The sequence below is a fragment of the Paraburkholderia fungorum genome (assembly GCF_900099835.1).
GTDB lineage: Bacteria > Pseudomonadota > Gammaproteobacteria > Burkholderiales > Burkholderiaceae > Paraburkholderia > Paraburkholderia fungorum_A.
Window position 1 is genome coordinate 828,000 of record NZ_FNKP01000002.1, and the last position, 18,917, is coordinate 846,916.

18 protein-coding genes are annotated in these 18,917 nt (G+C 59.4%); 5 read left to right on the forward strand and 13 right to left on the reverse strand.

Annotated elements, in window-relative coordinates; translation table 11 throughout:
• Positions 1 to 22: 22 nt before the first annotated feature.
• Positions 23 to 1,342: a collagen-like triple helix repeat-containing protein gene (locus BLS41_RS19750; RefSeq protein WP_074767881.1), complete on the reverse strand. Its 1,320-nt coding sequence runs from the start codon at positions 1,340 to 1,342 to the stop codon at positions 23 to 25.
• 407 nt (positions 1,343 to 1,749) lie between these two features.
• Between BLS41_RS19750 and BLS41_RS19755 the strand changes: the two genes are divergently transcribed.
• Positions 1,750 to 3,273, forward strand: coding sequence for a CoA-acylating methylmalonate-semialdehyde dehydrogenase (locus BLS41_RS19755; RefSeq protein WP_074767883.1), 1,524 nt, complete (start codon positions 1,750 to 1,752; stop codon positions 3,271 to 3,273).
• Between the two features lie 108 nt (positions 3,274 to 3,381).
• Here the strand turns inward: BLS41_RS19755 and BLS41_RS19760 are convergent, their stop codons facing one another.
• From BLS41_RS19760 to BLS41_RS19775, 4 genes are all read right to left on the reverse strand, one after another.
• On the reverse strand, positions 3,382 to 4,719 hold the full coding sequence (locus BLS41_RS19760) for an MFS transporter (RefSeq protein WP_074767885.1): 1,338 nt from the start codon (positions 4,717 to 4,719) through the stop codon (positions 3,382 to 3,384).
• Positions 4,720 to 4,783: 64 nt separating this feature from the next.
• Positions 4,784 to 5,347, reverse strand: a complete 564-nt coding sequence (locus BLS41_RS19765; RefSeq protein ID WP_074767887.1) for an isochorismatase family protein — start codon at positions 5,345 to 5,347, stop codon at positions 4,784 to 4,786.
• Between the two features lie 31 nt (positions 5,348 to 5,378).
• Positions 5,379 to 5,831, reverse strand: a complete 453-nt coding sequence (locus BLS41_RS19770; protein WP_074767889.1) for a MarR family winged helix-turn-helix transcriptional regulator — start codon at positions 5,829 to 5,831, stop codon at positions 5,379 to 5,381.
• A 146-nt stretch (positions 5,832 to 5,977) separates the two neighbouring features.
• Entirely contained in the window at positions 5,978 to 6,628 is a 651-nt protein-coding gene (locus tag BLS41_RS19775; protein WP_074767891.1) for a VTT domain-containing protein, read from the reverse strand.
• 136 nt (positions 6,629 to 6,764) lie between these two features.
• Here BLS41_RS19775 and BLS41_RS19780 point away from each other — a divergent pair, with 136 nt between their 5' ends.
• Entirely contained in the window at positions 6,765 to 7,298 is a 534-nt protein-coding gene (locus tag BLS41_RS19780; RefSeq protein ID WP_074767893.1) for a GNAT family N-acetyltransferase, read from the forward strand.
• A gap of 110 nt (positions 7,299 to 7,408) precedes the next feature.
• Here the strand turns inward: BLS41_RS19780 and BLS41_RS19785 are convergent, their stop codons facing one another.
• The 5 genes from BLS41_RS19785 to BLS41_RS19805 form a co-directional block, all read right to left on the reverse strand.
• Complete coding sequence (locus BLS41_RS19785; protein ID WP_074767895.1) at positions 7,409 to 8,470, reverse strand: alkene reductase; 1,062 nt, start codon at positions 8,468 to 8,470, stop codon at positions 7,409 to 7,411.
• A gap of 95 nt (positions 8,471 to 8,565) precedes the next feature.
• On the reverse strand, positions 8,566 to 8,868 hold the full coding sequence (locus BLS41_RS19790) for an ArsR/SmtB family transcription factor (RefSeq protein WP_074767897.1): 303 nt from the start codon (positions 8,866 to 8,868) through the stop codon (positions 8,566 to 8,568).
• A 204-nt stretch (positions 8,869 to 9,072) separates the two neighbouring features.
• Positions 9,073 to 9,519 (reverse strand): YjjA family protein, encoded by a 447-nt coding sequence (locus BLS41_RS19795; RefSeq protein WP_074767899.1) that lies wholly within the window; start codon positions 9,517 to 9,519, stop codon positions 9,073 to 9,075.
• Between the two features lie 93 nt (positions 9,520 to 9,612).
• Positions 9,613 to 10,014 (reverse strand): DUF3331 domain-containing protein, encoded by a 402-nt coding sequence (locus tag BLS41_RS19800; protein ID WP_074767901.1) that lies wholly within the window; start codon positions 10,012 to 10,014, stop codon positions 9,613 to 9,615.
• A 23-nt stretch (positions 10,015 to 10,037) separates the two neighbouring features.
• Positions 10,038 to 11,336: an NAD(P)/FAD-dependent oxidoreductase gene (locus tag BLS41_RS19805; protein WP_074771058.1), complete on the reverse strand. Its 1,299-nt coding sequence runs from the start codon at positions 11,334 to 11,336 to the stop codon at positions 10,038 to 10,040.
• Positions 11,337 to 11,488: 152 nt separating this feature from the next.
• Here BLS41_RS19805 and BLS41_RS19810 point away from each other — a divergent pair, with 152 nt between their 5' ends.
• The 3 genes from BLS41_RS19810 (at position 11,489) to BLS41_RS19820 (ending at position 13,999) form a co-directional block, all read left to right on the forward strand.
• The gene (locus tag BLS41_RS19810; RefSeq protein ID WP_074767903.1) at positions 11,489 to 12,160 is read left to right on the forward strand and encodes a TetR/AcrR family transcriptional regulator; all 672 of its coding nucleotides are present in this window, start codon (positions 11,489 to 11,491) and stop codon (positions 12,158 to 12,160) included.
• A 702-nt stretch (positions 12,161 to 12,862) separates the two neighbouring features.
• Positions 12,863 to 13,243: an SHOCT domain-containing protein gene (locus tag BLS41_RS19815; RefSeq protein ID WP_074767905.1), complete on the forward strand. Its 381-nt coding sequence runs from the start codon at positions 12,863 to 12,865 to the stop codon at positions 13,241 to 13,243.
• Between the two features lie 201 nt (positions 13,244 to 13,444).
• Complete coding sequence (locus BLS41_RS19820) at positions 13,445 to 13,999, forward strand: hypothetical protein (protein WP_074767907.1); 555 nt, start codon at positions 13,445 to 13,447, stop codon at positions 13,997 to 13,999.
• Between the two features lie 8 nt (positions 14,000 to 14,007).
• Here BLS41_RS19820 and BLS41_RS19825 read toward each other — a convergent pair whose 3' ends face one another.
• The 3 genes from BLS41_RS19825 to BLS41_RS19835 form a co-directional block, all read right to left on the reverse strand.
• The gene (locus tag BLS41_RS19825) at positions 14,008 to 14,799 is read right to left on the reverse strand and encodes a phytanoyl-CoA dioxygenase family protein (RefSeq protein WP_074767909.1); all 792 of its coding nucleotides are present in this window, start codon (positions 14,797 to 14,799) and stop codon (positions 14,008 to 14,010) included.
• A 64-nt stretch (positions 14,800 to 14,863) separates the two neighbouring features.
• Complete coding sequence (locus BLS41_RS19830; protein ID WP_074767911.1) at positions 14,864 to 17,440, reverse strand: ATP-binding response regulator; 2,577 nt, start codon at positions 17,438 to 17,440, stop codon at positions 14,864 to 14,866.
• Positions 17,441 to 17,468: 28 nt separating this feature from the next.
• Complete coding sequence (locus BLS41_RS19835) at positions 17,469 to 18,695, reverse strand: hypothetical protein (protein WP_074767913.1); 1,227 nt, start codon at positions 18,693 to 18,695, stop codon at positions 17,469 to 17,471.
• Positions 18,696 to 18,917 lie beyond the last annotated feature (222 nt).

Here is an 18,917-nt window from a genome sequence, read left to right on the forward strand (position 1 = left end):
GCAAGCTTCATTCAGCACCGGGTCACTTCTTGCCGAGCCCACCTACCAGTCCGCCCACCGCGCCCGTGACAGGCGAGAGCAAGCCGCCGACTGCACTGGTCGTGCTGGTTGTGGTCGCCGAAAGACCCGCCGTCGCCGTGACGCTCGCCGACGAACTCGTGCTCTTGCCCGACGAAGTCGAGCCGGCCGGTGTCGTTACGCTGCCAAGGGTGCCCGTCACGGATGAGACGAGGCCGGTGATCGGCGAGGTCAGTGCGTTGCTGCCGCCGCCGGTTGCGCCGCTGAGCGAGCCGGTTACCGTCGAAGTCAGTGCGGCGACCGGGTTGGTGCCGCTCGTCGAGCCGGTTGCCGCTGTGATGCCCGACAGCGTGCTGGCGATGCCGTTGCTGCTGCCGCCCGTCAGCAGGCCGCCCGTCGATGCCACCGTCTTGCCCGTATCGGCGACGACGCTCCCTAGTCCTGCCGTGACCGGATTGCCGCCGCTGGTCGCGAGCAGCGCGCCGGTCTTGTCGAGCGTGCCGCCGACCGTGGCCAGCACGCCGTTGACCGGCGCGCCGAGACCCGTGGTCGTGCCGACAGTTTGCGTCGTCTGCACCAGCACGGATTCGATTGGAGCGACCGCTGAACTCACGCTGCTGGTGACCTGCTGAACCGGGCCGGTGGTGACCGCGCTGCTGAGCGAGGTGCCGAGGTTGGACACCGTGCCGCCGAGCGCATCGACGGCGCCGCCCACGGGCGTGGTGACGGTCGCGAGCGGCGCGAGCGCGCCGCTGCCGAGGCTGCCGACCAGCGTACCCGCGTTGCTTACCGCTTTGCCGGCGTAGTCGACAGCGCCGCCTACGCTGGCGGCGGTGGTGCCGACTCCGTCCGTGCCGGTGCCGAGTTGTCCCAGCCCGGCGGAGATGCCGTTGCCGAGCGTCGCGACGCTGCCTCCCACGTTCTGGACGATGCCGCCAGCGGCCTGGGTGGTTTGTGCGTCGCTGACCGGCAAGGTCTGCGAGCCGATCACGGTGCCGACGCCGGAAACGGTGTTGCCCGCGTCAGTGACGACATTGCCGGAATTGCCTACGGTCTGGCTCAGCGCGTTGGGTGTCGTCGTACTGCCTGTCGTATTGCCGCCGGACGACGTCCCCGTGCCGCCGCTCGTCCCGCTCGATGAACCGCCTGCGCTGGCAGTCGAACCGGTGGTGCCCGAGCCTGCGGCCAGTGCGCCGCCGCCTTGACTGCCGGTTCCTGAACTCAGCGCGCCGGACCCGCCGCACGCACTGAGAGAAAGGACCGCGGCCACCGAGGCCGCGATCAAGCTGGTACGCAACGTACCGTCGGTCGTTTGAATCTTCATGTTGCCCTCGGCTCTCGTGTGTCGTTATGAAGGTGCTGATTTTTTCAGCACCTAGCTTCGTCAACGGCTTGAAAGTAAGGAACTGGAGGCGGGTTTTCCCGCGTTTTTACACTTTTAAAATGGCGACGGATTAATGCAAATTGATCTGAAAAAGAATGCCGATCCATGCAACTTGGCCGCTTTTATTTAAGCGAACGTGTGAATGAATTCGCGTGTTGCCGATGAATTGAATGCGGCTTGGGCCAATACAGTTGACGTTTGCAAAACAGCACAGTGAGGCGCGGTTTTATTACGCTGTATCGGGAATACGATCCGCGCCGTCGATTACAGTTGGCGGGTCAATTTTTCCTACGACCCGGCGTGGTCCTCCTATCTGCCGTGGTCAATCCCGAACCCGAGGTCAGGACATGAATGCAGTGAACGAACAGGCGCAGTTGTCGGTGCAGCAGTTGAGCCACTACATCGGCGGTGCGGTTGTGGCGCCGACAGGCGGCCGCTTCAAGGATGTGTTCAATCCGGCCACTGGCAAGGTGACTGCTTCGGTGGCGCTGGCATCGGTTGAAGAAGTCGATGCGGCGGTCAGCGCAGCGAAGGCCGCGTTTCCTGCGTGGAGCGAAACCGCGCCGATCAAGCGCGCCCGCATTCTGTTCAAGTTCAAGGAACTGCTGAACCAGCATCACGACGAACTCGCGATGCTGATCACACGCGAACACGGCAAGGTATTCACCGACGCGCAAGGCGAAGTCGTGCGCGGTATCGAAGTGGTGGAATTCGCGTGCGGCATTCCGAACCTGCTGAAGACTGACTTCACCGACCAGATCGGCGGCGGCATCGACAACTGGAATCTGCGTCAGCCGCTCGGCGTCGTCGCGGGCATCACGCCGTTCAACTTCCCGGTGATGGTGCCGATGTGGATGTTCCCGGTCGCGCTCGCTTGCGGCAATACGTTCGTGCTGAAGCCGTCGGAACGCGATCCGTCCGCGTCGCTGCGGATCGCCGAATTGCTGAAGCAGGCAGGTTTGCCGGATGGCGTGTTCAACGTCGTGAACGGCGACAAGATTGCCGTCGACGCGTTGATCGATCACCCCGATGTCGCCGCGTTGTCGTTCGTCGGCTCGACGCCGATCGCCGAATACATTCATACGGAAGCGTCGAAGCGCGGCAAGCGGGTGCAGGCGCTCGGCGGCGCGAAGAATCATCTGGTGGTGATGCCCGACGCGGATCTGGATCAGGCCGTCGATGCGTTGATCGGCGCGGCCTACGGCTCGGCCGGTGAGCGTTGCATGGCGATTTCGGTGGCGGTGGCGGTCGGCAATGTCGCCGACCGGCTGATCGAGAAACTGGTGCCGCGCGTCAAATCGCTGATCATCAAGAATGGCGAAAACCTCGACGCTGAAATGGGACCGCTGGTGACTGCCGAACATAAGGCCAAGGTGGCCGCCTATATCGCATCGGGCGAGGCGGAAGGTGCGAAATTGATCGTGGATGGCCGCGCGCATCCGGTCGCGAACGAAGAGGGATTCTTTATCGGCGGCACGTTGTTCGACGAGGTCGGCACGCAGATGAAGATCTACAAGGAAGAGATTTTCGGCCCGGTTCTGGCGGTGGTGCGTGTGCCCGATTTCGCGAGCGCCGTCGAGTTGATCAACGCGCATGAGTTCGGTAACGGCGTGTCGCTGTTCACGTCCGATGGCGGCGTCGCGCGTGCATTCGGCCGGCAGATTCAGGTGGGCATGGTCGGTATCAACGTGCCGATTCCTGTGCCGATGGCGTGGCATTCGTTCGGCGGATGGAAGCGTTCGCTGTTCGGCGATCACCATGCTTACGGCGAAGAAGGCGTACGTTTCTATACGCGCTACAAGAGCATCATGCAGCGCTGGCCGGATAGCATCGCGAAGGGCGCCGAGTTCACGATGCCAGTGGCGAAGTAAGCGGGTCGATAAGCGCGATACGGAATGTGAAGTACTGGTACTGATGCAATGAAAAAGCCGCACCTGATTTGTCAGGCGCGGCTTTTTTAATGTTGAGAAGATGACCGTTTAAACGCCTGAAGAAGAGTCCTCTTCGGCTTCGTTCAAAACGGCGGCCTGTAAGGAACTGACGGTGACATAAGACGGCGCGCGACGGGGTTCATCGATGCTGTAGCGCAACCGTCCGTCCTCGAAATACACGCGTAACTGGCGATACTTGTACAGATAAAGCAGGCCGACGAGCGCCGCGAGAATGCCGGATGCGGCGCCCACTCCCAGCGCCCAGCGTGGGCCGAAACGGTCCGCGACCCAGCCCACGACCGGCGCGCCGAGCGGCGTGCCGCCCAGTGCAATCGCCAGCAGGATCGCGATCACGCGGCCGCGCATCGCGGGTTCGGTGGAGAGTTGAACGAGGCTGTTGGTCGAGGTCGTGAAGGTTTGCGTCGATACGCCGATCACGACAAGCGCCATGCCGAACAGCACGTAGTTCGGCATCAGCGCGGCCACTGTGCAGCCCACGCCGAACACAGCTGCCGCGCCCAGCAGGAGCGCCATGCGCGGCCTCGCTCTGCGTGCCGAGAGCAGCGCGCCGGTGACCGAGCCGATCGCCATTGTCGAACTCAATAGCCCGTATTGACTCGCGCCCGCGTGAAACGCGGTGACCGACATGGTCGAGATAAAGATCGGGAAATTCAGTCCGAATGTGCCGATCAGGAACAGCATCAGCAATGCGGCTTTCAGATCGGGGCGCGTCCACACATATTTGAAGCCTTCGACAAAACTGCCGCGCGAGCGTACAGCGCGAGGCTTCAGATGCAGTTCATGCAGACGCAGCATGCGCAGCGAGCCGAGCACGGCGACGAACGAGATCGCATTGATCAGAAACACCCAACCTGTGCCCACTGACGCGATCAGCAGCCCCGCGACTGCCGGGCCGATCATCCGCGCTGCGTTGAACGACGTGGAGTTCAGCGCGACCGCGTTCGACAGATCTTCTTCGCCGACCAGGTCCGACACGAAAGTTTGACGCGCCGGTGAATCGAATGCGGTGACACAGCCGAGCAGTCCCGCGAATACGTACACCTGCCACAGCTGGACGAGACCGGTGACGGTAAGCAGGCCGAGACCCAGCGCCAGCGACCCCATCGCCGCCTGAGTTGCGAACAGCAGCTTACGACGGTCGAAGTGGTCGGCCGCATAGCCGGTAAGAGGCAGCAAAAGCATTTGCGGCCCGAATTGCAGCGACATGACGATACCCACGGAAGTCGCATTGTGATGCGTGAGTTCCGTGAGTACGAGCCAGTCTTGCGCGGTGCGCTGCATCCACGTACCGATGTTGGAGACGATCGCGCCGCTGGCCCAGACCCGATAGTTGAAATTACGCAGCGAACGGAACGTGCCTGTCACCGGCCGGCCCTCACATGAAGAAGCCGAACGGTGCAATAGCGGACGCGAGCGCTCGTGCGCAATGTCATGCGCGCGTGCCTTCCAGCAGGTCGAGCAGTTCCTGCGTCGTGCCGGTTTCGCCGAGACGCGGGAAGATGCGCGTGACGCTGTTGGTATGGGCGTCGGCGTTCATGTCGGTCATCGCATCGACGACCAGCGTGACGTTCAGGCCGAGTTCGCTTGCGTAACGTGCGGTGGATTCGACGCCGATGCTGGTCGCGATACCCGCGAGCACGATTTGCGTGACGCCCTGTTCACGCAGATGCGCTTCGAGATCCGTGTTCGTGAAGGCGCCCCACGTGCGCTTGGTCACGACGTGGTCCGACGGTTGCTGCTTCAGTTCCGGCACGAGATCGGCGAAACCGGCGGGAAAATCGCCTGTGCTGCGACCGTTGTCGGTACGGCCCGGTGCGCCTGCGGTGACGCGAACCAGCACGACCGGCAAGCCATGACGGCGAAACGCATCGAGCAGCGCCACCGAGCGTTGCACGATTTCCTGCGCGGGATGAACAACGGGCAGCGCGACGATACCGCTCTGCAAGTCGATGATGACGAGTGCGGTTTTTGCGTCGAGAGTAGTGAGTGCCATGACGATGCTCCTGAGAAATACGAATGACAGATTACGAGTCGATGAGGCGTTTGAGTAAGTCGACGCCCGTTGCGAGCTGTTGTTGCTCGGCCGCTGAAAAGCCGGTTTGAATGGTGCGAAACAGCCAGTCTTCGCGCGCCGCGCGGCTGGCCTTGACCTTCTTGCGAAACGCCGGTGTGAGCGAGAGAACCGTTTGCCGACCGTCATTGGGGTCGGGAGCGCCACTCACGAGTCCGGCAGCTTTCAATACTGAAAGTGTCTCGCCCATGGATTGCGGACGCATGCCGATAGCGCGTGCAAGTGCTGTGACCGTTGCCGGACCTTCACGTTCCAGCAAATTGAGGACCTGCACCTGCGACGGCGTGAAGTCGCCCACGTGGGACTCCTCGCGCAGACGGCGGCGGAGTTTGCCGGCCAGCACACGCAAATCTTCTGCCAGGGCATGCAATATTTCGGGCGCAACCGGCGGAGCGTTCTTGCTCATGATGACAGGATATGAAGGTTACCTGTGAAGGCTACCTTCGTATCTCGGTCGAGTCAAGGTGATGAAATGGGGCGGGGAGAAGATCGCAACGAGTCGCCACGGCGAGTCGCGATGGTGTGCGTGGCATCGCGAGGTGCCCGCGCATGTCACTGCATGCGACGCCCGCGCTGATTGAAAAGACGCCACAGCGCCGCGACGAACACCGACCCGCCGCCGACCACGACGCCGAGCAGCACGATCGAACTCATATGATCGTGCACCAGCGGCATGTTGCCGAACAGATAACCCGCAGTCACGAGCGCGCCGATCCATAACGCAGCACCCGCGCAGACGAATGACACAAAACGCACGAACGTCATGCGCGAAACGCCCGCGACGAATGGCGCGAATGTGCGCACGACGGCGAGCAATGGCGACAGCAGAAAGGTCAGGCCGCCTCGCGCTTCGTTGAAGGCGTGCGCTTTGCGCAGCGCCTCTTTGTTGAGCCAGCGGTAGTTGGCGGTATAGGCCCGCTCGCCGATTGCACGGCCGATTCCATAGCCGACGATGCTGCCGGCAACGGTGGCCATGAATAGCGTCAGCATGATGAGCCAGACATTCAATGCACCGGTGGCCGCGAGTCCGCCGCAAATGAAAATCAGCGGATCGCCGGGCAGGAAGAACAGCGGTAGAAAACCGATTTCGAAGAAGATGACGAGAAACAGCATGGCGTACACGGTCGTGCCGAATTGCGCGGTCAGTGCGCCCAGGTGCCTGTCGATATGCAGGGCGACGTGCAGGATTTGCATCAAATGCATCATGGCTCGAGTGAAATCGGAATCTCATGAGTGTAGCGCCGTGATCGCCTACGCACTTGTGTATTTGTAAGCAGGAGTGTCAATATCCCGGAGCCGTGTACCTGGTCACGAAAGCTGGCTCTCACGATAAAAGCCCATGCAATACGCACCCAATGTGATGTTTCGTTTTGCCGCACTGCACGATGCACAGTCGATTCGCGAGATCGAATTCGAAGCGGGTCAGCGATTTTTGAGCGTCGATATGGCGGGGATTGCCGATGCCGCGCCGATGGACCTGGAGGTGGTCGAGCGCAAGATCGATACAGGCGAGATCATCGTCGCCGTCGATTTCAACGCCGATAAAGCGCTGGTCGGCTTCGTCATGTTCGAACCGCAGCCTACGCGAATCTACGTGCAGGAACTCGATGTGCTGACCACGCATGCCGGACGCCGAATCGGCGCGGCATTGATCGAACAGGTTGCGCAACTGGCTCGCGAGCGGGCGTTAAAGCAACTCGTGCTGTCGACCTTCCGCGATGTGCCGTGGAATGCGCCGTATTATCGGCGGCTCGGGTTTGCCGATATCGATTTCACCGAACTCGATGCAGCACTGATCGAGCGGCGCAACGCGCATATCGCACGAGGACTCGATGAGTCGAAGCGCGTATTCATGCGCCGCGATCTCGCGTGATGTATGGCACATGCACGCTATTGCGCAACTAGACGCGCATAAAAAATGCGGCGGGTATGGCCGGCATATCGTCCGGTCATACCCGCCGCGCGGTGCTACAACGTGCTGATTTATTCCACTGCTTCCAGCGTCGGATAATCGACGTAACCGGTTTCACCGCGAGCGTAATACGTCGACGGATTCGGCTTGTTCAACGGCGCATCCGTTTCGAAGCGGCGCACCAGATCCGGGTTGGCGATGAACAGTTGACCCCAGGCAACCGCGTCCGCTTCACCTGCGTCGAGCACGTGTTGCGCGGTTTCTTTCGTGAACTTTTCGTTCGCGATGTACGGGCCACCGAATTCCTTCTTCAGTTGCGGGCCGAGGCGGTCATCGCCGAGCGACTCGCGTGCGGCGATGAAAGCGATCTTGCGCTTGCCGAGTTCGCGTGCCACATAACCGAACGTGCCGGCCGGATCGGAATCGCCCATCGTGTGTGCGTCGCGGCGCGGTGCGAGATGCACGCCCACGCGGTTCGCGCCCCACACGTCGATACATGCGTCGGTCACTTCGAGCAGCAGACGTGCGCGGTTTTCGATCGTGCCGCCGTACGAGTCGGTGCGCTTGTTGGTGCTGTCCTGCAGGAACTGATCGAGCAGATAGCCGTTCGCGCCATGTACTTCGACGCCATCAAAACCGGCTGCTTTCGCATTTTCCGCGCCTTTGCGGAACGCTTCGACCACGCCGGCGATTTCGTCGAGTTCCAACGCGCGCGGCGTCACGAACGGACGTTCCGGGCGCACATGGCTCACATTGCCTTGCGCCGCGATTGCGCTCGGCGCGACCGGCAGTTCGCCGTTCAGGAACAGCGGATCCGAAATGCGGCCCACGTGCCACAGTTGCAGGAAAATCTTGCCGCCCTCGGCATGGACCGCGCTCGTGACGAGCTTCCAGCCTTCAACCTGTTCCTGCGACCAGATGCCCGGCGTTTCTGCGTAACCCACGCCTTGAGGCGTGACTGACGTTGCTTCGCTGAGGATCAGGCCGGCGGTAGCGCGTTCGGCGTAGTACTTCGCCATCAGCGCGTTCGGCACGCGGATTTCTTCAGCGCGTTGACGCGTAAGCGGAGCCATGATGATGCGGTTCGACAACGTGATGTCGCCAATTTGCAGCGGATCGAAAAGAGTCGGCATAAGTATTCACCTTTGGCGGCGGGCGCGAGTCCCGAGCCTGAATAAACTGCTTGATGAAAAATCAGGAAAAAAGCGCGGCGATGCCAATGACGTGTTCAGAGCCGGGCGTTCATATGATCGAGAAACGCCTGGATGACAGCCTCATTGCGCTTGAAAAAGACCCACTGACCGACCCGCTTCGACGTGACCAGCCCAGCACGCTGCAATGCCGCGAGGTGGGCCGACACAGTGGACTGCGACAGACCGCAGCGCGCGTCGATCTTGCCCGCGCATACGCCATGGTCGAGCGGCAGCTCCTGATCGGCGAAATGCGCGTACGGCTCGCGTAGCCAGCCGAGAATCTCCCGGCGGACCGGGTTGGCCAGCGCTTTGTGAATCGCGTCGATATCGGGCGTCATTGAGTTCGTTTCAGTATTCGGCAACGGGCAGGTGCGGCGCGAATGGGCGTCGACACATCTGCATCGCTACAAGACGAATCATATATCGGATTTTTGCGATATGCGAGAAGGCACTACTGGCGATGGGGCGATAGGGATGGCGGCGAATCTTTCTGTTTCCTTGCGACACAACTCGCCGCCTGCCTTTTATAAAACAACACCAACCTACAGCAACGATTTCCCCTGAGCGAGAATCTTGTCGCAGACCTGTTTCGTGAGCTGCTCTTTCAAACCGCCGCCGCTCAGGTCGACCTGCTTACCGCTGCCGCTGTTCAGAATGCCCTTGGCGCCGTCGGTGTATCCACTATCGGTCGACGAAGAGCCGCCCAATTTGCTCATCAGCCCGTCTTTTACCGACGAAGCACTCGGATCGAGATAATTGTTCTTGACGCAGAACTGCAGCACGCCGGCAACGTTGCCCGTACTGCTCGACGTGAGCGACTGCAACGACGATCCGCCGGTTAAGCCGCTGAGACTGCCAAGTCCGCCAGCAGCACCGCTGTTGCCGTTCTGATTGAGGAGATTGCCGAGCTGCGCGTGCGCGGCGGGAAGATAGAGCAGGGCGCCGATCAGAAATCCGCTGGCCCAGGTGCGACGCTTGCTTGAAGTCATCGAAGAACCCTCTTCAAGGATTGAAGACAGTCTTCACTATAGTGCGTTTCGCAGACGGCGCGGTTTTGATTCGGGCGCTTACGCGTGCGCCGATCACGCAGAAAGCGCCTCATCCAAAGCAACCGCGAGCATCATCGCATCGGCGTTGGTCGGAGGCGGATCGGCCTTGGTCGGACGATAAATCGGCTCGCCTCTCGCAATCGGCTGGCCGGTCAGCACGCAGGTTCCCGCACGCTTGGCCGCCGCGAGCCGCCAGACCTGTTCGCCATATTTGCAACCTTGCGGATCACTCCACGAGACCGTTGCAGTGCGCGGGCTGATCCGGTCGAGCAGTACGACCGAGACGGCCTCGTTTCGCGGCGACACGCGGGTCGACACATGCGAACTCACAATCTGCCTGACATGCGCTGCGAACTGATGCGCGCATCCTACGTCGAGCTGACCGACCGTTTTCTGCCATGCCGTGTTGCTGATGTTGCATTGATCCACCGTCATGCCCCTTTGAAGATGTGCTGGATTCAGGTCAGCCGGATGCTGGGTTGCACGAGGCCATTGATCCGTTCGGCGGTCCACAGCAGCGTCGCCTTGCGAAAACCGTGCAGTGCCTGTTGATGTTGCCGGTAAAGCATCGCGTGACTCAACTGCGCAAAGCGGCCTTTGATAAAGCCGCCTCGAAAGAAGCCGAACTGACCGAGTGTCCCGAAAGCGTTGTAGTCGCTAAGGGAAACCAGCGCGCCGAAATCGTGGAATGCGAAGTCGGGTAACGAGCCTGTTTCGAGCCAGTCTGGCAAGTGCTTCGCGAGAAATTGCGCCTGCTGCGTAGCGACTTGCGCAGTGGGCGCGAGTGCGCGCTCGTTACCGGCGAGTGTCAATGTCGAACAGTCGCCGAGAGCGAAAATGCGGTCGTCGTCTAGTGCCTGCAGCGTTGGCCGCACGCTGATCTGATTCGCGCGATTGACCGCGATTCCATCGAGCTTTCCCAGAAATTCGGGGGCTTTGACGCCAGCAGCCCACACCATCAGATCGGCGGCCTGCATGGTGCCGTCACCGAGTTGCAGTCCGTCGGATTCTGCTGCGGTCACACGCGTTCCGGTTTGCACGTTGAAGCCAATATGACGCAACTGTGCCTCGCTCGACTCCGACACCGCAGGCGGAAATGCCGCGAGTATGCGAGGCGCGCTTTCATAGAGCGTGAGTTTCAGACGCGAGCGAATGCCCGCGTCGCCATAACTCGCGGCGACTTCGAGCAAACGACTCAACTCCGCCGCGAGTTCGACCCCTGTCGCTCCCGCGCCGACAATCGACACGCGCAACGGGCTTTTCGCCACGACGCTCTGGAATATGCGTATACGCAGGGCTTCGTTGAAGACTTCGGCCTGCGCCTGGCTATCGATGAAATGGCAATGCTCGAGCACGCCAGGTGTGCCGAAATCGTTGGCGCGGCTGCCTAGCGCGAGAATCAGTACGTCGTATTCGACCGTACGCGAGCCGATCACCACTTCACCCGAAGGCGCTCTGAGTTCGGCCAGCTTCACCACGCGCGCGCCACGGTCCAGACCTTCCATTTCCCCCGGCTGATAGTCGAATCCGTGATCGCGCGCGTGGGCCAGATAGATGACCTGCTGTTGCTGCACATCGCGCGTGCCGGCCGCGATGGTGTGCAGCATCGGCTTCCAGATATGGGTGGCGCTTTTGTCGATCAGCGTGACGTGCGCGCGGCCGCCGCGCCCGAGTGTGTCGCCGAGCCGCGTCGCGAGCAGAAGTCCCGCAATGCCGCCGCCGACGATAACGATCCGGGTCGGGTTGGTTGCTTGCATCGCTACGGTCATAAGCAATTAATTCTACGAGTGATGAATTAATGCGATACTACGGACTCGAACAGTTCATGTCAAATGGGTGATCGCTGTTACGCACGCAAGCCGAGCGGTTAAAATTTCGGACTTTCCCTGAACACTGCTTTGCGCCGCCGATGAAACAACCGAGAGACACTGCCGTGCCTGCCACGACGACCGCGATGCCGCGTCGCACGCGTGGCCGTCCCGCTTGCACCGATGCGGGTGGCGCCGATGCGTTACTGCGCAATGCGCGCATTGCGTTCGCGAGAAACGGCTATGAGGCGACCAGCGTGCGGGAGATCGCCAAGGCTTCAGGGGTGGACCCGGCGCTTGTCGCGCATCATTTCGGGTCGAAAGAATCGTTGTGGATGGCGGTGGTCGACCGGATCGCCGACGAAGCCGCGCCGATGATCGCGAAGACCGGCACCTTGCGGGAAAGGAGCGAATTGGGGCCGAGAGCGCGTATCGAAGAAGCAGTGTCGATCCTGATCGACCAGGTGTTTCTGACGCCCGACGTAGGCATGTTTTTCTCGACTGCCGCGACGGAAAGCGGGGAGCGGCTGGATGCTCTGACCGAGCGGCTAGTGCGGCCTTTTCATGACGCGCTGGTGCCACTGCTTGCCGACGCGATCGATGCCGGTGAGGTGCCTCAGCAGGACCCTCAGGTCATGTTCATGCTGCTCGTCAACGGGATCAGCAAGACGGTGGCTTATGGTCATGTGTTGAGTCCATTTTCCGCGCTGCCCAGGCGGCCGAAAGCGTTTAAACAGGCTGTATTGACGAGTGCGCTTGCGATGTTGAGGTGAGGCGGCGCGTGCGCTGCCATGTCTTTAAAAAAACTGCGGTCGATGAAAAACTGGCCACAGGTTAGCGAAAACGAATCGCGCGAGAGAGCATCGGCTTTCGCGCGCATCATGTTTTGGCCGCTATTCTTTATCTATTACTCTGGCTTCGACAGCATCGTTGCAAGAAGACGCCGCAATTCAGAGCGCTCACAATCGATCGAAGCTTCCGCCCCGAGAATGGATGGATTCCTGAACATTGTGGGACCGGCTTGTTCTTCGTAGGCGAGGTAGTGTTGTTTGCCGGTTGTGACAACGCGCAGCAGGTCGCCAAGCCGCTCCGCACCGCGACGGCTGGCGAATTTGACAAACAGCCTCGTCGATGACTTGACAATAGTCCCCCGTCCTCCAAAAAAAGCTCATGCGTATCCGGTGATATGAACTATAAAGTTTAAACGGGTACGCATCGCCCGACGACAACCGGAGGATAAGGATGGAGTGGTTTTATCGCCAGGCCCGAGTCGAAAGCATGAGCGTCTGCGTTCCCGGGCAATACGCCAGGTCATTCCGTGAAGCATTGGCTGAAAGCGCAGCCGGTCGCTTTGCGCGAAGTCGCAGCAAAACCATCCATGTCGCGCATCTTATTGGCCCAGGTTGACGTGGGCGCCAATCCAATTTGTTAACTGTTAAACATTTCAATCTCAACCCGAATGTCTGGAGAAAAGAATGCTCTTTAATGGTGGGTTCACATTTCCGAATTTTCTGGCCGACGTTTTTTCGGTATTCATGTTTATTTTGTGGTTCTGGTTGCTGATCACGGTGTCGGGCGACCTGTTCCGCCGCAGTGACGTATCGGGTATAGCCAAGGTCATCTGGATCATCGTGCTGATCGTGTTGCCGTACATCGGCATATTCGCGTATCTGTTGACACAAGGTCGTGGTATGGCGGAGCGCGACGAAGCGCGAATGAAACAGGCGCGCGACAATCTGCGCCAGGTTGTCGGCTTCAGTGCCGCCGACGAGTTGGAAAAGCTCGACCGCCTGAAGGCAGCGGGATCGATTTCGGACGAAGAATACAAGCGTCTGAGAGCACGGGTCATGCAATAGTCAGGGGCCGCTGCGAGGCGGCTGGCAGCAGCACGTCGAATCTGCCAGACCGCCGACATCAACCGGCTGGGTAAGTCGTCGGTATCATGGTCGCCTCGTCTTTGTCCTTGTGGATTGCTAAGGGGGCAGCAAGGGCGCACGCTTCAAGATGATCGGTCAGGCAGATAGAACGAAGCACCAAGGCCGTAGTTGGAGGAATCCATGTTGACCCGTCTGGCTCATATTTCCGATTTCGCCGCGAGGGGCAGGCGGACATCTACGGTTTTTCGCCACGCTGCGGTAGCGTGCGTTACAGCGCTGATGCTGGCCTCATGCGCGCAGCCATGGCAGCAATTCGAGGCAGGCCAGGACCAGTCGACGATCATCGCGCGAATGGGGCCGCCGCGCGAAACCTATGATCTACCCGATGGCGGCCGGCGACTCATGTGGCCGACCCAGCCGATGGGCACAACCACGGTCGCCGCCGACATCGACGCATCCGGCAAGATTGTGAGCGTGCGTCAGGTGTTGCAGATCAACGAGTTTAATCGCGCGGAAATCGGCAAATGGACGCGTAATGATGTATTGATCAATTTCGGCCGCCCCGTGGACACCGTTTTCTTCCGGCTCTCGCAACGGGAAGTCTGGTCGTATCGTTATGTTGAAAACAACATTACGCCTTTGCTTTTTAATTTTTCTTTCGACACGACCGGCGTATTGCGTGAAACGCAGCGAACGCCTGATCCGTTGCGTGACCCGAGTTTGCGGCGTTTCTGATTTCTCTTTCAATAAGCAAATTTCCGGTATTGCTCCGGTGCATGCGTTGCATTGAGTTGCTCGACGCGCGGCATGTACCGCAGTAAGCGCTTTGCTCGCGTGCTCAATTGCGCGTGAACCTCGGCAGGTACGTCGATATGAACTTCCGGCCTGAAATACCAGCTTCTGCTATAGCCGATCACCACCATTGGGCGCGGAATGTCGGTGCGGTTCGGTGTGCCGCGATGCAGTGCGCGAACGTCGCGGATCATGACGTCGCCCAACTCCATTGGAATTGCGTGCAACGCTATGCGGCCGTCGCGCCATGCATCCATGGCTTCTTCCTGGCGCATGCGGTGCGTGCCTAGCGTCGTTTCGAATGGGCCGTTTTCTAGCGTAACGTCGCACAAAGGAAAATTGACGGCCAACTGGAAAGACGGCGTTTCCGCAATGCTATCGAACAGCGCCGGCGTATCGCGATGAATATCCTGATATGTCGAACCGTTCATTGGCGTGTCGGTGGCAAGCTGGCACATCACGGGATCGTCGCCAGCCACGCGTTCGACAATAGCCAGCACGTCGGCATCGCAAAAGATGCGCTCGTCGGCGAAGACACCACTGAAGGGCAGCGTAATGTAATGCCGGTTCTCGCCGCGCACGGCTGTCGCGCGTGAGGCAATCCGTTCGTCGAGCAGTGGAGTAAATGCCTCACGCCAGCGTTCAAGCGTCTCTTCAGGAAAATGGCCCTTTAATATAACCAGTCCATCGCGCTCGAATGTCGCTGCGTAGTCATCGAGCTGATCGGTCGAGAAGCGTGCCACAGTTGTCTCCTTCGTCTCTTTTCAGATTCATTCGTAGTCGGACCGGCAATATGCTGCTGCCGCGTCAGTAGGGCGGCGAGCCGCTATCGCTGAGCGCGCCTCGACTATCCTGATGCGCTCTTGTTTCCACATAGTACATTTGCAGGGCGTCAGCAGAGCGGCTGCCTAATGAGTTAATTCGCGCGACCCAGTCGGTTTGTACCGGCCACTTCTTTGCAATGAACGGCGGGTATATCTGCCGGGCGAATTGATGGAGTGCCTTCGCGCCGATATTGCCGCTGATTCCAAGAAGCTGATGCAATGTGTTGTGCGTCGCTTCAAGATCGTTGGCATCTACGTTAGTAGCGATTCGCGCCACAAGTACGCGAATCTGTTCAATGCCGTTCAGGAAAGGTTCATCCAGTAGCTCGAGCGTCGCAAGTTCTTCCAGGTGTTTTTCGTCGAGCAGGTTTTCCAGGGGAGCAGTTTCCGCGACAGAAGCTGGGCTGCTAACCGGTGTAATAGATGCTTGCAAGCGTTCTGCGTTCGCCGGTTTGCCGGGTTCGGATTGCTGCGCAAATTGCCGCGCCACGCACGCGTAAAGCGAGTCGCCGTGCACGGGTTTTATCATCACTTCGTTCATGCCGATCGCGAGACATGCCTGCATCGATTCATTATCTGACTGGCTGGTCAATGCAATGATTGGTATGGCGGCATACGCGTCGGCGCGGGCGCGAATTGCGGCGGTCGTCTCCGCGCCACTCATGCCAGGCATGTTCATGTCCATCACGATTGCGTCGACAATCTCTTTCGCCTGGAGGCGGTCCAGCACGGCTTGCCCATGTCCGGCCTCGATGACGGTCGCGCCGCAGCGCTCCAGACAGGCTTTGGCCACCAACCGGCTATAGGTGTCGTCGTCGGCGACAAGGATCGATTTGCCCGCGAGTCCATCGGATCTCTGGCTTTGATGGCGCTCCTCGCCGTTTTCAAGAAGCGTCTGTAAAGACGTGATCAACTCCAGCACGCCGGACGATTTGCTGACCATGTCATCCATGCCGGCTCTGCGCGCATGTACGCGCGCGGCATTGCCGGGCTCGGCGGTATAGGCCACGATCAACACGTCCCAATTCGGATAGCGGCGATTCGCGCGAATCTTCTCCGCCGTCGCGTAGCCATCCAGTCCGGGCATATTGATGTCCATCAGCACGAGGTCGTAAGTTGTGGGCTGCTGCAGCAGAATCAACGCCTTTGCACCGCTTTCCGCCGATTCCGCGCGCGCGCCGACCCGGGACAACGCGTGACAGGTTCTGGTCCGGTGACTGGCTTCGTCGTCCACTACCAGCACGCGCTTGTCTTTGAAAAACGGCGTGGCGCGGTCGAGAATCCTGTGTTCGTGGCCGGCCACTTCTTCTTCGGAGACGGCGGGAAATTGCAGCGTGAACTCTGTGAACTTGCCGACTTCCGACCGGCAAACGATGCTTCCGCCGACCGCCTGCATGGCTCGCTGACAATAGGCGAGTCCGAGCCCGGTGCCCGCCGAATTGCCCGCGGTTCGGAACGGCTCGAACAGGTACGGCAGAATTTCGGGCTTCACGCCCGTGCCGGTGTCCATCACGATTACCGTTTGCCGGTCGACCTTGAGCGTAAGAGTGGCCAGCGGCAGTGTCGCGATGTGATGCAGCGCATTCTTGATCAGATTGAATAGCGTGAACAGATAAACCGTTTCGTCGACTTTGAAAATGAAATCTTCCTGCACGACCAGTTTGACTTTGCCGCGCTCCTTTTCATTATCGAAGCCATATTCTTCCAATGCCTTACGTGTGGTGTCGGCCGCGCTCAGATAGGTCAGGTGATCGGAGCGGATCGATTTGTCGCCCACTTCGTCGAGTGTCATCGCAATGATGCGCAGACCGCGCTCGATCGACAATTGTCCATGCGCGACATGCTGATAAAGCTCGGCGGATCTGGCGGCCGATAAGGCGGTCAACTGGTTTGAATGGGTAGTGGCGGGGAGTGCCTCTTCTACCTGATCGAGAACATGCCTCAATTGACTTAGCGGATTGCGCATTTCATGAGCGATCGATCCGGCGAGTGCCTGTAATGCACGGTTCTTTTCGACAAAAATGCGTCCTTTGCTGATTGCATGACTGAAAGCCATGCTGCACAGCACGACAACCGGCAGTAACGCGAGATTGGATTGCGTGGCCGCGTCGAGAACGATCGGCGCCGGAGAAGTCGCCACCGCCGCCACTGCACCGGAGAACATTCCAATGCCAATACACGCCATGAGTAGAAGCGGGTTGTCGATACACAATGCCATGATGAAGATCATCATGACTTCGGTCATCATCCACATGGTGGAGAAATCGTTTCTGATCGCCAGAAACGTGCAGACAAACGGCAATACGTAGATCAGGCAGCAATGCCAGTAAATCAGCAGATAGTGATTAAAGCGCTTCGGCCAATGCGACTGAAAAATCAATGGCACGCAAACAGCCGCTGCACTCAATCTGAGTAGCAGGTTGTCATAAGGTTGAGGCAGAACATACGTCCAGATGACGTAATAGATGGGGTGGCACAGGAGGCCCAGTGCACCTCCCCATCGAATTGCAAACCGGCTTCTTTCCAGCATGTCCCGCATGCTTTCGCGCGGTACGACCATCAGGCCTCCGTGGTTGCTCAATTGAGAATCAGGACCCCATCAATTCATGCTCGCCGCTGTGCTGGGTACCCAGAATGATTGGCGACCCATTTTTTCCGTGAAACGGGCCGACCGCAAAACCGTACTTCTTCAGAAGGCTATGCGTATAGGAGACCGACCAGACGGGCGGACTGCCAATGATGAAGTCGGAAGCAATGCCTTCCTGCCAGGCTGAATAGCCTTCGGCGAAACACGTGTAGCAGTCGCGGGTGGTCGGCAGTCGAAACGGAAATTTCGTGTCGAGGCCGGCCGGACCACGGGCGAAGCACTCAATATATAGCGTATGTTCGCGCGACGCGAGTTCGGCGTCGACGCTTGCCGCGCGGGGGTGCGAATCGTCGATCCAGAACTGTGCCCGTTTGAGGTCGGCGGCGGTGAGGTAAGGCACGCTCGTACTGCTGGTGAGGATCGCGCCGTCGAATTGCGGCAAGGGCGTGTCGGGGCTGAAAGTATGAATCGACACCTTCGACTTGCCGAGCAGATCCGACGCGAGAAGCTCCTGCGCCTGATCCCTGAGCAGGTTCACCTTGTCCGGCAAATCGATCAGCACCAGTTCCTTCGGCGCATCTTTATAGAGCACGTACCTGGCCACCGTGGTGCCGAGCCGCCCGGCCGCACCGAAAAGCGCGAGCTTCGTATTGCCGAATTCGAGACCGACTTCGTTGCTGCAATGAACGGCCCAATCTTTCAGCATTGCCGCCGTGGCCGCGTGACCCGTGGTGATGTGAGGCGGTTTGACCGGACGCGGCAGTGCGCCGTAATTGCACGCATAGGGCGTGGACGCACCCATCGCCACCATGTTCAGACCCGCCAGTCTCGCAAGTTCGAGTGCCGGAAAAAATTGCGTCTCTCGAAACCGCTTGATCCCGCGCGGACTGCCGAGCCACATTTCGAGTGGAACCGGACACGCAATATTGGCGCCGATAACCTGCGTCCCCTGGTAGATAGGCGAAGCAATAAAGGGCTTCGTGTTCCAGAGTTCTTCTTCGAATAGCGCGTCTCTTGGTTTGACGTTGTGAAATGAAAATGAAAGCGTCTCCCAGTCGGTGGCGTGAAACATGAAGCCGATGCCGCCTTGTCCTTGCGGAAGGTTGTCGCGAATCTCTTCAGGGCGGATGACGTGTTTGAGTGCCAAAGGAGCACTATTTCGATGCAGTTGAAGACCGTGTTGATCATTGGAATCGGTCAATACTTCTCTGTGGAAAGAAGTTCTCATTTGTTTTTTCCCATAGGTTGAATTAACGCTGAAATCAGCGCAGAGGCGTCCGTCAAAACTGACAGATCCCTCTTCGAATGCTACCCCCAAGGTAATTCAACAGATCGGGAGGTTCTGACTCGGCGTACTCCATTTCGCGGCGTCGGCGAGAGCGCGCAAACGCTTGCGGTAGCACGCATTTGGGGCTTTCGGCCGGTTTTTATTGTCGAACGGACGCAAGCG